The organism is Agrobacterium sp. 16-172Ci (genome assembly GCF_053522725.1).
Genome location: NZ_JBNWBW010000002.1, coordinates 192,948 through 208,146, shown reverse-complemented (window position 1 = coordinate 208,146; position 15,199 = coordinate 192,948). Strand labels below are relative to the sequence as shown.

The 15,199-nt window shown below is 58.0% G+C and carries 13 protein-coding genes and 2 riboswitches; of the genes, 4 read left to right on the top strand and 9 right to left on the bottom strand.

Translation table 11 applies throughout. The annotated features are described in order from the left end of the window. Positions 1 to 168: 168 nt before the first annotated feature. Positions 169 to 1,101 (top strand): rhizobiocin, encoded by a 933-nt coding sequence (locus ACQZ40_RS03935; protein ID WP_104679595.1) that lies wholly within the window; start codon positions 169 to 171, stop codon positions 1,099 to 1,101. A 122-nt stretch (positions 1,102 to 1,223) separates the two neighbouring features. Here ACQZ40_RS03935 and ACQZ40_RS03930 read toward each other — a convergent pair whose 3' ends face one another. Beyond that, a complete protein-coding gene (locus ACQZ40_RS03930; protein ID WP_125145339.1) occupies positions 1,224 to 2,501 on the bottom strand; it encodes an MFS transporter in 1,278 nt (425 codons plus the stop codon). A gap of 425 nt (positions 2,502 to 2,926) precedes the next feature. On the opposite strand from ACQZ40_RS03930, the gene leuC reads away from it, so the two are divergent. Continuing rightward, positions 2,927 to 4,336, top strand: a complete 1,410-nt coding sequence (gene leuC / locus ACQZ40_RS03925) for a 3-isopropylmalate dehydratase large subunit (RefSeq protein ID WP_271045552.1) — start codon at positions 2,927 to 2,929, stop codon at positions 4,334 to 4,336. A gap of 61 nt (positions 4,337 to 4,397) precedes the next feature. Here the strand turns inward: leuC and ACQZ40_RS03920 are convergent, their stop codons facing one another. Then, positions 4,398 to 4,904 carry a DinB family protein gene (locus tag ACQZ40_RS03920; protein WP_271045553.1) on the bottom strand — a complete coding sequence of 169 codons (507 nt, stop codon included), beginning with the start codon at positions 4,902 to 4,904 and terminating at the stop codon, positions 4,398 to 4,400. Between the two features lie 97 nt (positions 4,905 to 5,001). Here ACQZ40_RS03920 and ACQZ40_RS03915 point away from each other — a divergent pair, with 97 nt between their 5' ends. After that, positions 5,002 to 5,598, top strand: a complete 597-nt coding sequence (locus ACQZ40_RS03915; protein WP_269831357.1) for a TetR/AcrR family transcriptional regulator — start codon at positions 5,002 to 5,004, stop codon at positions 5,596 to 5,598. A 12-nt stretch (positions 5,599 to 5,610) separates the two neighbouring features. Here ACQZ40_RS03915 and ACQZ40_RS03910 read toward each other — a convergent pair whose 3' ends face one another. The 7 genes from ACQZ40_RS03910 to ACQZ40_RS03880 form a co-directional block, all read right to left on the bottom strand. Further along, entirely contained in the window at positions 5,611 to 7,071 is a 1,461-nt protein-coding gene (locus ACQZ40_RS03910) for a M48 family metalloprotease (RefSeq protein ID WP_448747499.1), read from the bottom strand. A 307-nt stretch (positions 7,072 to 7,378) separates the two neighbouring features. After that, the gene (locus ACQZ40_RS03905; protein ID WP_338810942.1) at positions 7,379 to 8,095 is read right to left on the bottom strand and encodes a thiamine ABC transporter ATP-binding protein; all 717 of its coding nucleotides are present in this window, start codon (positions 8,093 to 8,095) and stop codon (positions 7,379 to 7,381) included. Next, positions 8,092 to 9,717, bottom strand: a complete 1,626-nt coding sequence (thiP, locus tag ACQZ40_RS03900; RefSeq protein ID WP_448747436.1) for a thiamine/thiamine pyrophosphate ABC transporter permease ThiP — start codon at positions 9,715 to 9,717, stop codon at positions 8,092 to 8,094. Before thiP ends, ACQZ40_RS03905 begins: the two co-directional genes overlap by 4 nt. Before the next feature lie 19 nt (positions 9,718 to 9,736). Further along, positions 9,737 to 10,750, bottom strand: coding sequence for a thiamine ABC transporter substrate binding subunit (thiB, locus tag ACQZ40_RS03895; protein ID WP_448747435.1), 1,014 nt, complete (start codon positions 10,748 to 10,750; stop codon positions 9,737 to 9,739). Positions 10,751 to 10,789: 39 nt separating this feature from the next. Continuing rightward, a riboswitch (TPP riboswitch) is annotated at positions 10,790 to 10,900 on the bottom strand. A gap of 51 nt (positions 10,901 to 10,951) precedes the next feature. Beyond that, positions 10,952 to 11,338, bottom strand: coding sequence for a VOC family protein (locus ACQZ40_RS03890; RefSeq protein ID WP_448747434.1), 387 nt, complete (start codon positions 11,336 to 11,338; stop codon positions 10,952 to 10,954). Positions 11,339 to 11,436: 98 nt separating this feature from the next. Next, entirely contained in the window at positions 11,437 to 13,263 is a 1,827-nt protein-coding gene (locus ACQZ40_RS03885) for an ABC-F family ATP-binding cassette domain-containing protein (protein WP_080815582.1), read from the bottom strand. A gap of 4 nt (positions 13,264 to 13,267) precedes the next feature. Continuing rightward, positions 13,268 to 13,921 (bottom strand): thiamine diphosphokinase, encoded by a 654-nt coding sequence (locus tag ACQZ40_RS03880; RefSeq protein WP_448747433.1) that lies wholly within the window; start codon positions 13,919 to 13,921, stop codon positions 13,268 to 13,270. 89 nt (positions 13,922 to 14,010) lie between these two features. Then, positions 14,011 to 14,087: riboswitch (SAM riboswitch) on the top strand. Positions 14,088 to 14,170: 83 nt separating this feature from the next. On the opposite strand from ACQZ40_RS03880, the gene metA reads away from it, so the two are divergent. Continuing rightward, positions 14,171 to 15,097 carry a homoserine O-acetyltransferase MetA gene (gene metA, locus ACQZ40_RS03875; RefSeq protein WP_078052334.1) on the top strand — a complete coding sequence of 309 codons (927 nt, stop codon included), beginning with the start codon at positions 14,171 to 14,173 and terminating at the stop codon, positions 15,095 to 15,097. The last annotated feature ends 102 nt before the right edge of the window (positions 15,098 to 15,199 follow it).

Here is a 15,199-nt window from a genome sequence, read left to right as displayed (position 1 = left end):
CCCATAATTTTACGAAAGGAATTTCCGCAACACGTTAAAGACGCACTTTATTCAAAAAAACAATTTCTTATATTGTATTATCATTTTTTACGTATTAAATATCACCCGCAATATTTATTATAAATTTAATTTCAATTCATCGATTTCTCAAAATTTATGGAGTGTAAAATGGCGTTAAAAGTAACTTTCGGTAATGGTGGCGCCTACACTGTCGCTTCGCTTACCAATTTGGTCGATCAGGAAACATACAAACTCCTCGATGAAGCGACTACGCAGACCAAGACCGGCTCCTCGCTCAATTCCGGCATCGTTCAGGCCGCCCCGGGTGCCAAGATCGCTGTCGGATACAATGCCGACACGAACAGCTTCAATTTCGACGTAACGACGGCGTGGAATTCCGTTAAAAACGTCCTCGCCAAATCCGACACATCCGAAAACCTCTCGTTCAAGGATATCGTTCACGTCGATGTTCACCTCGGCGGCACGGGTTCATCCAATGTTGAAGTACTCAATGCCAAGCGTGGCAATATTTCAACGGGCTCAGGTAACGATACGGTAACCGTCTCTCTCGTTTCGAACGAGAAATTCTGGTCAAATGCCTTCAATGTCGACACAGGTGCTGGCAACGACACCATCACGTTCAAGGCAGGAAAGTCGTTCAACGACACCTCAGCCGAAGGTACGGGCGGTATTCTCGCCCAGGCTGTGAATGGTGGCGCTGGCGTAACCGACGGCAGTTTCACCAATGTCACCATCAATGCAGGCGCCGGTGACGACAAAATCGACCTGAGCGGAGTGAAGCTGGCTTCCTCGCTGGTAACCGGCGGCACGGGTATCGATCGCATCATTGCAAGCGGTGGCGCTGATACCTTCGTCTTCAATCTCGGCGACATGGCCAAAAGCTCCGCCACCGACAGCATCGAAGGCTTCAACGCCTCCATGGACAAGCTGAAACTGGTCGGCACGGTAATCGATAACTGGGCGGTGAGGATCGACGATAGCGACACCATCCTCACCTACAACGTCACTGGCGAGCACAAGGGCGAAAAGATCGTTGTCGCCGGTGTTCACCTCACCGGTAGCGACTGGTTCACGGCGTAATTCTCTCAAAGAGAATTCATTATTTGCTGCTTAAAATGATCGTGGCCCGGAAAAAATCCAGGCCACGATTTTTTATGTATGCGACCGCCGACACTCGTGGCAGCCGTCGCAATCTTCCAAAGTCAGGCAGCCTTGGCCTGATTGCCCATTCTACGCGTTGCGACGATGACCAGCACCCCGGCAAGCGCCAAACAGAAGGCAAGGAAGAACATCGGCGCAATGGTGCTGCCGGTCTGATCCTTGATCCAGGGCACCACGTTCTGCGCCACGAAGCCACCCAGATTGCCGACGGAATTGATCGCGGCGATGCCGGCGGCCGCACCTGCTCCCTTGAGGAAGCGGCCGGGCAGGCTCCAGAACACCGGCTGACCGGCAAAGATGCCTGCAGCGGCGATGCAGAGGAAGGCGAACTGCAAGACCGGATCGCTCAGCAATGCCGACATCAACAGGCAAAAGGCGCCGATGAAGGCAGGACCGACGATATAGGGCGTCTTGTTCTTTGCCTTGTCGGCGGCCAGGGGCACAACGAACAGGGCGACGGCTACGATCACCCAGGGGATGATGTTGATGAAGCCATTGGCGGTGTTGGAAACGCCGAAGCTCTTCACGATGGTTGGAAGCCAGTAGCTGAGACCATAGGCCGCCAGCGGAAAGCCGACATAGCAGAGCGCCATGAACAGAACGCGCGGATTGACCAGCGCCTTGAAGCCGTCCTCCGCATGCTCTTCCATGCCCCTGTTTTCTTCGGCCAGCCGGTTCTTCAACCAGTCCTTCTCATCCTGCGTCAGAAACTTCGCCTTTTCCGGGGTATCGTCGAGATAAAAGAAGGTGACGATGCCGGCGATGACCGCCGGGATACCCGTGGCGAGGAACACCCATTCCCATCCGGCATAACCAAGGAAACCATCCAGATCGAGCAGCATGCCGCCGAGCGGCGCGCCGATGGCATTGGCAAGCGCGCTGAAAATCATGAACAGGCCGATCATGCGGCCGCGATAATCGCGCGGGAACCAGAGCGTCATGAGGAACAATACGCCGGGGAAGAAACCCGCTTCGCAAAGCCCGAGCAGGAAGCGCAGGATGTAAAACATCGTGGCGTTCTGCGTATAGGCAAGCGCGATGGTGACGGCGCCCCAGGAAACCAGAATACGGGCAAACCATTTGCTGGCGCCGAAACGGTTGAGGAACAGGTTGCTCGGCACTTCGAAGATGAAGTAACCGATGAAGAACAGCGAAGCGCCAAGACCATAGGCATATTCGCTGAGGCTCAACGCGTCGACCATCTGCAGCTTGGCATAGCTGACATTCTGGCGGTCGATATAGGCGATGAGATAGAGAAGGCCAAGAAACGGCATCAGCCGCCAGGTGATCTTCGAGATAAGGGCTTTTTCGGATACCATATGCTTTTCCCTCCCTTCGATTTCTCGTCGAAACGCAAATGATAAGGGAACCCATCTATATGTGCATCGCAAAATACGCAAGTTGCATTGCATCATGACCATTGGAGAACCCCAGCAGGGCAGGCTTGTTACGGGCCTTCAGCCGTGATGCAGTGCACATAGAAAATGCCGGACAGTCGCGTTCCATGCTATGCGCATTGATATTGCCGTAAAACCGGCGATCTGGTATGAAGGCTGCCATGGGATCTAAATTCGGATGTCTCGCGCAGAATGTTTATGTGCTGCAGGACCACAAGCGTCTGCCGGCACGGTTCTTTGCGCGCGTTTCCGGGGCGCTCACCAGCCGACTTAGGCTCGCCTGACAGTACCGCTGTCCACGCTTTTCTGAACCCTGATTACCCTTTTCCATGACAAGGCATAGAGCCATGAGCGCACCCCGCACCCTGTATGACAAAATCTGGGACGACCACGTCGTCAATCGTGACCCGGACGGAACCTGTCTTCTCTACATCGATCGTCACCTCGTCCATGAGGTGACGAGCCCGCAGGCCTTCGAAGGCCTGCGCATGGCCGGTCGTCCCGTGCATTCGCCTGCCCGCACGCTGGCCGTTGTCGACCATAACGTTCCGACCACGGCCGACCGGCTGGAAGGCATCAAGAACGAGGAAAGCCGCATTCAGGTGGAGGCGCTTGCGCAGAACGCCAAGGATTTCGGCGTCGAATATTATTCCGAGCGCGACAAGCGCCAGGGCATCGTTCACATCGTCGGCCCCGAACAGGGCTTCACCCTGCCGGGCATGACGATCGTGTGCGGTGACAGCCACACCTCGACCCACGGCGCCTTTGGCGCACTGGCGCATGGCATCGGCACCTCGGAAGTGGAGCACGTTCTGGCGACCCAGACGCTGATCCAGAAGAAAGCCAAGAACATGCTGGTGCGTGTCGACGGCAAAATTCCCGATGGCGTTACCGCCAAGGACATCATCCTCGCCATTATCGGCGAGATCGGCACGGCTGGCGGCACCGGCCACGTCATCGAATTTGCCGGCGAGGCGATCCGTTCGCTCTCCATGGAAGGCCGCATGACGGTCTGCAACATGACCATTGAGGGCGGAGCCCGTGCGGGTCTTATCGCACCTGACGAAACCACCTTCGATTACATCAAGGACAAGCCGCGCTCGCCGAAGGGCGAAACGCTGGAACAGGCCATCGCCTATTGGAAAACGCTGAAATCCGACGAAGGCGCCCATTACGACAAGGTCGTGGTGCTGGATGCGGCCAACCTGCCGCCCATCGTCTCCTGGGGCTCGTCTCCGGAAGACGTGACCTCCATTGAAGGCATGGTTCCCGATCCCGATGATATCGAGGAAGAAAACAAGCGCGCTTCCAAGTGGCGTGCGCTTGACTACATGGGCCTGAAGCCCGGCACGCGCATCACCGATATCGCCATCGACCGCGTCTTCATCGGCTCCTGCACCAATGGCCGCATCGAGGATTTGCGCGCGGCGGCGAAGATCGTCGACGGCCGTAAAGTCGCTCCCACCGTTTCGGCCATGATCGTGCCCGGCTCCGGTCTCGTGAAGGAACAGGCGGAAAAGGAAGGTCTGGACAAGATTTTCCTCGAAGCCGGTTTCGAATGGCGCGAGCCAGGCTGCTCCATGTGCCTTGCCATGAATGACGACCGCCTGAAACCCGGCGAACGCTGCGCCTCCACCTCGAACCGCAATTTCGAGGGCCGTCAGGGCTACAAGAGCCGCACCCACCTCGTCTCCCCCGCCATGGCGGCAGCGGCGGCGATCGCCGGTCATTTCGTCGACGTGCGTGAGTGGCAATAAGCTCCTGAGGCCATCGTTGCAGGAAAGCCACCCGTCCCCCGCAGGGGGCGGGTGGTTTTTATTATAGTCCCTGCAAACGCCGCTGCGGCTGCGTGCCGTGCAGAAACACGGCAAAAGTATCCCAGGGCGGCGTGATGGAGAGCTGGCTCAGAATACGCGCGACCTCGCCCCTGTGAATGCCCGCATGCAGAACCATATGTGAGATCATCTCAGCGCGGGACATGTAACCCTTGTCCCCATCCGTGAAGGTGAAGGCGACGAATTCGCCAAGCGATGCCGGCGATGTTTTCTCGAGATAATCGAGATACCAGCCATCGAGAGCGGCGACATCCTTCGCAAGATCATCCAGCTGCGGCGTTGCCTCGGTATTATCCGAGAGAAAGCCGTGTGCCGTTCCCGTGAGGTGACCCGAAAAAATCCTCGCAACGACGTAATAGTGATTGATCAGCCGGATTGCCGTGTGCCGTTCAGATGCATTGTGGACGGGATCGAGGTGTTTCAGCTTCTCGAACAAGTCCCTGTTCGCCCATTGGTGATAGCCGAGCAGGCTCCTGAGCAGATCCCTCATCACAATATCCTTTACATCTCAAAAATGTGAGCACTATGTTTATATTTTCGTCATGGAGGGTGTCTTGTCTACTCGCATTGCAAAGCGGAAGACCGAGATGCGCAAGGAGCCGCGTCAGGAGCGTTCCCGCGCCACGGTCGATGCCGTTATTCACGCGGCGGCTCGCATTTTGAGCGATCATGGCTGGGCGGGTTTTACCACGAACAGGGTCGCCGAAACGGCTGGCGTCAGCATCGGCTCGCTCTATCAATATTTCCCGGACAAGATTTCAATCGTGGAAGCGGTGCGCCATCGTCACCTCGAGGACTGTCTCTCCGTCATGAAGAGCGTCTCGCAAAAGCGGCAATCGCTTGCGAAATTCGTGGAAGAGCTCGTGACCGGCATGATCGGGGTCCACAGCATCCATCCCGGTCTTCACAAGGTCCTTCTGGACGATGCGCCCAGCCACGAAGGGACGAACGATCCCAACAGCGTTTTCGAACAGGAATATCTCGGTCTCTACGCTGCAGCGATCGCGGCACATATGACGGCCGACACAAAGGTCGAAAGCAGAACCACGGCGCTGATCGTATCCGATGCCATTGACGGCATCATTCACAATGCCGCCCGCCGCGGAGAATTGCAGTCGCCCAAAGTCAGACGGGAAATGATTGCACTTGTTCACGCCTACCTGTCTCAGGCAACCGGTGAATGACAGGCCGTCAGCTCATTCCGAAATGATCTTCACCCGCTGGCCCGGCTGAATGGTGGCCGTGGCGCTCATGGCATTGATCATGCGGAACATGTCGAGCTTCCGGTCGGTTCCCATCATCCGCGCCGCCATCGTCGCCACGGTTTCACCGGGCTTCACCGTCACCACCCGTACCCTGAGCGGCTTCAACGAGGCGATTTCCTGCGGCGTCATCTTGCGGAAGCTGGTGCGCAATGTATTGGCGATGGAATCAAGCTGCGTATTGCCCTTCGGCACGGCGGTCAGGAAACGGAATATCTGCTGGCCGACACGAATGACGGTCACGTCGAAGTCCCATTTATCCGCACTTGCCCGGGCCGTCGCGGCCTCCAGACCATTGATCTGGGTTTCCTTGACGGTTTCCGGCAACAGGCCGGCAACCCAGCCGCTGGTCAGGTAATTGGCAAGGCTCGTCTGTTTCGGATCGGCGACACCGTCAAAACGGATGGCCATATCGCCCGGTCCCGTCGCCAGAACGGCCTCGACCTTGTTGTCGATAAGGAAACCTTCCGGCACATCGAAACGAATGCCGAGCGTTCCGTGCAGAAATGTCTGGCCGCGGACATAACCTTCCTGCGGGCTATCGCCATAAAGCAGACCATCTGTGCCATCCAGAAACCAGTCGCGACCACGATCGCCGACCTGGCCGTCCTGGCCGAAGGCGCGGGCATGACGGCGCGCAAGCTCGATGCGCTGCGGCGTGTTGGGGTGGCTGGAAAGGAAGTCAAGGCTCTGGTCGTTTTCGGGATCAGCCGAAGAGAACCGCGCATAGGCCGCCATGGAATCCAGAAAACGCGGCGAGGCAAAGGGGTCGTAACCGGCCTCGCCCAGCATCCGCACGCCAATCACATCCGCCTGCAATTCCTGCTGGCGCGAAAAGGCCGCAAGCCGCAGCTTGCCGCGCGCAAGCGCCTGCTTGCCGGCAAGGTCGCTCGACAGCACTTCGGCAACCACGCGGCTGGCAATCACCTCCGCCTCTTCGCGGCGCTGGCGTTCGATGCCGTGATTGGCGGTGACATGGCCCATCTCATGCGAAAGCACGGCGGCCACTTCCGAAGCATCGTTGGCAAGCGCCAGAAGCCCGCGCGTCACGTAAAGATATCCGCCCGGCAGCGCAAAGGCGTTGATGGCCGGCGAGTTGAGAATAGTGATGCGGTAAGACTGTTGCGGATTTTCCGAAACGGCGGTTAGAGCGCCGGCGATACGCGCGACAAGCCGTTCCGTCTTGGCGTCGCGGTACTCACCGCCATAACTCGCCACGATGCGGGGATGCTCGCGCGCGCCCATCTGGGCGCGGGGATCATTCTTCTGCACCTCTTCCACGGTCTGCGGATTATCCGACGGGCGCAGGGTGGACTGGTAGGCCGGGCTGAAGAGAGACTGGCACGACGACAGGAACACCGCAGAAGCGGTCAGCACGGAACAGGCTGCAGCCATCCTGCCCGAACGGCGAAGGCCTGAACGGGAGAAGAGCCTCCACTGTGCAGTCATGCTATTTCTCATTCTCTATGCCTGCCCCTAACGTTCCTGATCATCCGTTAATTGCAGACCAGAATAACAGATTCGCCCCAACGGGCGATGAATGCCGAAACGGTAAAAACGATCCATCAAGTCCGGATTATTCCTGAAGAACGCAATAATTCCCATCTTTTCTCGGGCAACAACTTGAAACTGGCAAGTGCAAATTAGCGCCATTGAAGTCATCTAAAGCGATTGCCAGCGGCACACGTCGAAAATAAGGCGATCACCCGTTCAGAAAACTGTCCACCGCCTTCACATTTTGTGTGGCGAAGAAATCTGCGGTCGAGCCGACATAGACAACCCGGCCGCGATCAAGAAAAACCACCTTCTGCGCCAGCTTCTTTATGTCTTCGGGATGGTGGGTGACAATAATCACCGTGTTTTTTGTTTCTCCATGCAAGTCGAGAAGCAGCGACGTCATACCCGCCCGCAGTCCGGGATCGAGTGCCGCAAAAGGCTCGTCGAGCAGCATGACCGGTTTTTTCCTGACCAGCGCACGCGCCAGCGCCGCCCTCTGCCTTTCTCCGCCGGAAAGCGTGCCCGGCAAACGTTTGTCGAAACCCGCCAGACCGACACGTGCAAGCGCCATCTCAATCCGTTCCCGGTCTTCCACCCGCAATTTCAGCCCGGGGCTGACACCGAGAGCGACATTGGTGAAGATATCGAGATGCGCAAACAGATTATTATCCTGAAAGATCGATGAGACTGGTCTTTCCGAAGGATCGAGCGCCGTCATGTCCTGCCCGCCGATCATCACGCGGCCGGAATCCGGCGCCTCGAAACCGGCGACGAGGTTGAGAAGCGTCGACTTTCCCGAACCGGACGCGCCGACGACGGCAATTATCCGGCTCTTCGAGAATGTGCAATCGAGGTCGAAATCCTGTGTTCCAAGCCGCAGCCTGACCTTGTCCAGTTCAACGGCAAAATCATCGCCTGTCATATGCTCGCCCCTGCTGATTGGGATTGCCGTGCAACACCGCCTGCGGCAAGCAGCAGGCAGACGATACCGAGAAGGAAGGCATAACCGGCGGCATCGTTGGTACGATAGCTGCCCATATTGCTATAAACCAGCCATGGAAGGGTGACGAAACTTTCCGATCCGAACAGGGCAACCGCGCCTAAATCGCCGAGAGACAGGGCCATGGCGAAGGAAAACGCCATGGCCAGCGGCCGCCACAGAACCGGAAGATCGGCGAACCGCAGCCGCGCCAGACCCTGAAGCCCGAGACTGGCGGAAAGTCGGCCGGTGCGCAAGAAATGACTGGTGCAGGCCGGCTCCAGAACCCGCATGGCAAGCGGCAAAGCCATCAGCATATTGATCAGCGCCACGAGGACCGGCGCATAGAAGCTGGTATCGCCGAAAACCCGCAATAAGAGAAACCATCCGCTTCCCAATACGACTGGCGGCACCAAAAGCACCAGCGAAGACCCTGCCCCGAGCATGGTAGAGAGGAAGCGCAGGGGTTGTCCCGCTCGCCGTCTGGAGCCTATCGCCTGGCGCGCGCCGATGATCGCCATGCAGCAAAGCACGACAAGGGCTGCGGAGAGTGCGGCGATTGCAAGACTGGTCGCCGCCGCGCGCAGGAAAATCGGCGCGGACAGAAGACGCGGCAGATCGGCCCTCAAACCCGAGACAGCGATGGCGACAAGTGGCAGGCCGATCAGCAGAACAGCGAACACGATTGCCGCGCCATCCCAGAGGCGGACACCCATGCCCTTTCCGTCGAAACGGCGAAGGGAACGACCAAGCGAGGGAATCTCCGCTACGGGCGACGGCAAAAAGGCAAGAAGGCCGAGCAGGATTGCGGTGAGGCCAATCTGCAAAACCGAAAGCGCAATCGCCCGCTGCGGATCGAAATCGAACCGTAACGCCTGATAAATCGCCACCTCCAGCGTCGTTGCTGCCGGCCCGCCGCCCAGCAGAAGAACGAGCGTGAAGCTGGTGGCGCACAGCATGAAGACAAGCCCGGCAATGCCGGGGACGAGACGCGCGACCGCCGGCCATTCGATAAAACGGAAAATCGAAACCGGCCCCATGCCGAGGCTCGCCGCCATGCGCCAATATTCGCCCGGAATGCGCTCCAGCCCGGCCAGCATCAGACGCACCGAAAGCGGAAGATTGAAAAACACATGGGCAATGAGGATGCCGGAGAGGCCGTAAATGCTGAAAGGCTCATCCGCTCCGGCAAAAACGAGGGCCGAATTCAAAACGCCCTGCCTGCCCCAGATGGTGATGATACCGAAGGCGCCGACGATCACCGGCAGACCCATCGGCACCGCCATCAGCCTGATGATCCAGATCCTTCCCGCAAACGCGCGCCGACGACAAAGCGCCAGCGCCACCGGAAGGCCGAGAACAATGGAAAGAAGGGTGGAAAGCGTTGCCTGATAAAGCGTGAAACGCAGGATGCGCAGCGTATAGGCATCCATGATGCCGGCAGCGGACGCGCCGGCATCAAAAGACAGGAGAGCTGCAACCGCGAGCGCCATGAACAGGAAAACGGCGGCAAAAGCCGCCGTTCCGAAAATGATCGACCGCCGGTAATCGCGACGCAGCATCATGCGCTGGTGTGCCTCTTCCTCAATTCATGCTCATGGCGGCAAGCCATTCATCGATCCATGCCTTGCGGTTCTTCGCCACCTCTTCCGGATCCATCAGAAAAGTCTTCTGCGGCACCACGAGTTTTGAAAACGCCTCCGGCAAGGGCTTCGAGGTTGCCGCAACCGGCATCATCCAGTTGTTTTCCGGAATGGCATCCTGAAAACCGGATGTCAGCGTGAAAGCCAGGAACTGCTTTGCCAGTTCCTTGTGCGGCGCGTTTTTGAGGAGACCGGAAACCTCGATCTGGATGTAATGCCCTTCGGAAAAGGCGGCGGCCTGATAACGATCCGTTTTTTCAGCGACCATGTGATAGGCGGGCGAGGTGGTGTAGGAGAGCACCATCGGCACCTCGCCCTTGGTGAAGAGGCCATAGGATTCCGACCAGCCCGGCGTAACGGTGAGAATGCGCTTCCTGAGCTTTTCCCAGGCCTCCGGGGCCTTGTCGCCGTAGATCGATTTCACCCATAGCAGCAGGCCAAGCCCCGGCGTGGAGGTACGCGGATCCTGAATGACGATTTTCTGCGAGGGGTCGCCTTCCACGAGGTCTTTCAGGCTCGTCGGCGGGCTTTTCACCGTCTGCGTATCATAAATGACAGCGAAATGACCGTAATCATAGGGAATGAAAACATCGTCCGTGTAGCCGCCCGGCACCTTGGCCGCCGATGCATCGATGCCGCCGACATCGAACAAACCGGTCTGTTTTGCTTCCGCGACAAGATTGGTGTCGAGGCCAAGCACGACGTCCGCCTTGGACCCCGCCCCTTCAAGCTTCAGACGATTGAGCAGCGCCACGCCATCGGCCACGCCGACGAAATTGACCGTGCAATTACAAACCTTCTCGAAGGCCTCCTTTACCTTGGGACCGGGACCCCATTCGGAAACGAAGCTTTCATAGGTGTAGACGGTCAGTTCCTGTCTATCCTGTGCAACGGCAAGGCCGGGCAGAAACAGCGAGGCGGCAACGAGGGTATTCAGGAAAAGACGACGGCGCACGGGTATCTCCTCAAAAAAACGATAGGGAAATAGCCGCCTGCGTTAAAGCCGTCTAATCCCTCCGCCGGTATGAACCGGATCAGGTTCTTCGGGTTGGCAAGCCTCTCAGCCTTTCGCACCCAAGCGCAAAAGACACCCCGTTAGATCAAGATGATGGTGTAGTCCCGCCGTCCCCGATTGGCAAGATGGCCGAGATCAGCCCTATTCCGTCATATGCACCAGTTCCCAGACGTGCCCGTCGGGATCCTGAAAGCTGCCGGCATACATGAAGCCATGGTCCTGAACAGGCTTCCAGCCGCTGCCGCCGGAGGCAAGCGCCGTGGCGATCATCCGGTCGATTTCTTCCCTGCTTCCGGCGGAAAGACAGGTCAGAACCTCGGTGGTTCGCGTCGCGTCGGCAATATCGCCGTTGATGAAATCGCGGAAACGTCCCTCCTGGAGAAGCATCACGAAGATATTCTCTTCCACGATCATGCAGAGCGTGCGGTCATCCGAATATTCCGGGTTGAAGCTGAAACCGAGAGCAGTGAAGAAGTTTCTTGATGTCTCGATATTCTTGACCGGCAGATTGACGAAAATCATGCGCATTTTCACAACTCCTCCAAACGAACGCCGGCATAGAACGGCAATTCTGCTTTTCTCTCAAAGGCCGAAGGAGGACCGGTCAAACGGGGAACTGATTGCCTTCAGCCCTCCAGTTCCTCGCGCAGCATTTCCAGTTCCAGCCATTCTTCTTCCATGGCCTCCAGCTTGTCGCGCAGCTTCGACATTTCCTGCGCCAGCGTGTTGAAGGCCGCCGGGTCCTTTGTGAAAAGTTCCGGATCGGCCATACGCTGCTCGCGTTTTGCGATTTCGCTTTGCGCCTTTTCCATCTCCTTCGGAAGGTTTTCGAGCGCGAATTTCTGCTTGAAGGAAAGCTTGCCCTTGGCCTTTGAAGGATCCTGCGATGCAGAGGCCGAAGGTGCGGCTTTCGCCTTTTCCTGTTTCTCAGCCTTGCGTTTTTCTTCCGCCGCACCCTTGCGCTGCGCCATCATGTCGGAATAGCCACCGGCATATTCGATCCATCGTCCGTCTGGTTCGTCCGGATTGACGGGCGCGATGGTGGAGGTGACGGTGCGGTCGAGGAAATCGCGGTCGTGGCTGACGAGGATAACGGTGCCGGAAAAGCCCGCAACGATTTCCTGCAGCAGATCGAGCGTTTCGATATCGAGATCGTTGGTCGGCTCGTCGAGGATCAGAAGATTGGTCGGCCGGGCCAGAATGCGCGCCAGAATAAGACGCGCGCGCTCCCCGCCGGAAAGGTTGCGGATCGGCGTGCGGGCCTGTTCCGGCTGGAACAGAAAGTCTTTCATATAGCCCGTCACGTGCTTCAACTCGCCGTTGACCAGCAGATTTTCACCGCGGCCATCGGTCAGATAATGGGCGAGCGTATCGTTGGGATTGAGATCCTCGCGTTTCTGGTCGAGCGTCGCAATCTCCAGATTGGTGCCGAGCTTCACGGTGCCGCTATCGGGCTCCAGCTGGCCGGTGAGCATCTTCAGAAGCGTGGTTTTCCCGGCACCGTTCGGGCCGACGAAACCGATGCAATCTCCACGATGGACGCGCAGCGAAAACGGCGCGACGATCACGCGCTCGCCATAAGCCTTGGTGATGGCCTCGGCCTCGATGACCAGCTTGCCGGATTCACGTCCTTCGGTAACGGTCGCCTGCACCGTGCCCTGAGGTCCCTTGTGGCCGCGATATTCCGCACGCATGGCCTGAAGCTCGCCGACGCGGCGCATGTTGCGCTTGCGCCTTGCGGTCACGCCATAGCGCATCCAGTGCTCTTCACGCTCGATGGCCTTGCCGAGTTTGTGCTGTTCCAGTTCTTCCTCTTCCAGCACCTTGTCGCGCCATTCCTCGAAATGGGCAAAACCGCGATTGAGACGGCGCGACTGGCCACGATCCAGCCAGACGGTCGAGGTTGAGACCTTTTCGAGAAAACGCCGGTCATGCGAAATCAGCACCAGCGCGCTGCGCGTCTGCTGCAGCTCGCTTTCAAGCCATTCGATGGTGGGCAGATCGAGATGGTTGGTCGGTTCGTCCAGCATCAGGATATCGGGTTCCGGCGCCATGACGCGGGCAAGGGCCGCACGTCGCGCTTCACCGCCGGAAAGGCTCGCCGGATGTTCCTGCCCGGTGAGACCGAGATGCTCCAGAAGATAGGTGACGCGATAGGGATCGTCACCGGGTCCGAGCCCCGCTTCGGCATAGGCCTGAACCGTGTCGTAACCGGCAAAATCCGGGGCCTGCTCCAGATAGCGGATGGTGGCGGCCGGATGCCGGAAAACCTCGCCCGATTGCGCCTCGACCAGACCCGCGGCGATCTTCATCAGGGTGGACTTGCCGGAACCGTTGCGCCCGACAAGGCAGATACGGTCGCCCGGTTCCACCTGGAGATTGGCGCCATCGAGCAGCGGGGTCACGCCGAAGGTCAGCTTGATGTCATCGAGTTTCAAAATTGGGGGTGCCAAGGCGTCAGGCTCCGGTCAGATCATAAGGGCGGGCGAGCACGATGGCTTTTCCGCTTTTCAGCGAGAAATGCACGGGGCCGCCATTCGCGACATTGGAAATAGTGCGGGACGAACCGAAAGCAAGCGCAAAATCCTTGAGCGGATAACGCACATTGCCGATATCGAGCCCCTCGAGGGCGGTAAATCCGGCAACCGAAAACAGCGAGGCGGGCGGCAGATCGATATCCAGCGAACCGGCAAGCAGCGGCCGCGCCTCTTCTTCACCTGACGTCAGCGTAACGTCGATACCACGTTCGGCAAGCGCCACCGCGTAAAGGAGGTGCTGAAGCGCATGGTCGCTTCTCGCGCCGCCAAGCGCACCGACGAGCACCAGCGAATGCGCGCCACGGGAGAGAGCTTCCGATACCGCGATCTCGCCATCCGTCACCGCCTTTGCGGTCGGGTATGGCTGCCGCGCCACATCGGGCCAGGCCTCCAGCAACTCTTTGCTGGCGGAATCGAAATCCCCGACCCACAACTCCGGCGCAAGGCCAAGCGGCCCGGCATGGCGCATGCCGCCGTCGGCCGCAATCACACGGCTATCCGCGACCGCCTCTTGCAGACGATCGGTCACCGTGACATCGCCGCCAAGCAGAATGGTGAAGCGCTCTTTATTCATGCCCTGCCTTATCGCACCTCGGCCAAAAATGGAAAGCAGAAACCCGATGAAATCGGCCTATATTGATTTTCGCCGGCTTCGGGATTATGAAACGCCTCAGTGGTGATTTGCCGACCGGCTTGCAGCCACTTTAAAGAAGTCGCTAAAGGGTCGAGGAAAAAGGCAATTTCCTGGGACCGGTCGCGATTTCGCTGCCGGTTTTTTTGTTTTCGCAACGTTCTTTACGTGATCCGGAAAAGAGAGTTCGACATGCCGATCAAGATTCCCGATACGCTTCCCGCTTTTGAGACCCTCGTTCATGAGGGAGTGCGGGTCATGACCGAAACGGCGGCCATCCGGCAGGATATCCGCCCGCTCCAGATCGGGCTTCTCAACCTCATGCCGAACAAGATCAAGACGGAAATCCAGATGGCGCGCCTCGTCGGCGCCTCGCCGCTGCAGGTGGAGCTGTCGCTGGTGCGGATCGGCGGCCATCGTGCCAAGAACACGCCGGAAGAACATCTTCTGTCCTTCTACGAGACGTGGGAGGAAGTGCGCCACCGCAAGTTCGACGGCTTCATCATTACCGGCGCGCCCGTGGAGACGCTGGCCTATGAAGACGTGACCTACTGGAACGAAATGCGACAAATTTTCGAATGGACGCAGACCAACGTTCATTCGACGCTGAATGTCTGCTGGGGCGCGATGGCCGCCATCTATCATTTCCATGGCGTGCCGAAGCACGAGTTGAAGGAAAAGGCTTTCGGGGTCTACCGTCACCGCAATCTCTGCCCCTCATCGATCTATCTGAATGGCTTTTCGGATGATTTCCAGGTCCCGGTCTCGCGCTGGACGGAGGTACGCCGCGCCGATATCGAAAAACATCCGAAACTCGAAATCCTGATGGAATCCGAGGAAATGGGCGTTTGTCTGGTGCACGAGAAAGAGGGCAACAGGCTCTATATGTTCAACCATGTCGAATATGATTCGACATCGCTTTCCGACGAATATTTCCGTGACGCGAATGCCGGCGTGCCCATCAAGCTTCCGCATGATTATTTTCCGCACAACGACCCGGCGCTTGCCCCGCTCAACCGCTGGCGCAGCCATGCCCACCTGTTTTTCGGCAACTGGATCAACGAGATATACCAGACGACACCTTATGATCTCGAATCCATTGGCAAACTCGCCGCGTAAAGCGCCTCGCGTTTTATCGAACGCATGCGACGCGCTTTCGTTTTTGTTTTAAGCATGTCTTTGTCCCAAAACCGCGGCGCACTTTTGGGAGACATGCTTTGA

Coding starts and splice junctions, on each gene's coding strand:
- leuC (WP_271045552.1), top strand. CDS start 2,927: ATGAGCGCACCCCGCACCCTGTATGACAAAATCTGGGACGACCACGTC.
- metA (WP_078052334.1), top strand. CDS start 14,171: ATGCCGATCAAGATTCCCGATACGCTTCCCGCTTTTGAGACCCTCGTT.
- ACQZ40_RS03880 (WP_448747433.1), bottom strand. CDS start 13,921: ATGAATAAAGAGCGCTTCACCATTCTGCTTGGCGGCGATGTCACGGTG.
- ACQZ40_RS03915 (WP_269831357.1), top strand. CDS start 5,002: ATGCGCAAGGAGCCGCGTCAGGAGCGTTCCCGCGCCACGGTCGATGCC.
- ACQZ40_RS03930 (WP_125145339.1), bottom strand. CDS start 2,501: ATGGTATCCGAAAAAGCCCTTATCTCGAAGATCACCTGGCGGCTGATG.
- ACQZ40_RS03910 (WP_448747499.1), bottom strand. CDS start 7,071: ATGGCTGCAGCCTGTTCCGTGCTGACCGCTTCTGCGGTGTTCCTGTCG.
- ACQZ40_RS03935 (WP_104679595.1), top strand. CDS start 169: ATGGCGTTAAAAGTAACTTTCGGTAATGGTGGCGCCTACACTGTCGCT.
- ACQZ40_RS03920 (WP_271045553.1), bottom strand. CDS start 4,904: ATGAGGGATCTGCTCAGGAGCCTGCTCGGCTATCACCAATGGGCGAAC.
- ACQZ40_RS03890 (WP_448747434.1), bottom strand. CDS start 11,338: ATGCGCATGATTTTCGTCAATCTGCCGGTCAAGAATATCGAGACATCA.
- thiP (WP_448747436.1), bottom strand. CDS start 9,717: ATGATGCTGCGTCGCGATTACCGGCGGTCGATCATTTTCGGAACGGCG.
- ACQZ40_RS03905 (WP_338810942.1), bottom strand. CDS start 8,095: ATGACAGGCGATGATTTTGCCGTTGAACTGGACAAGGTCAGGCTGCGG.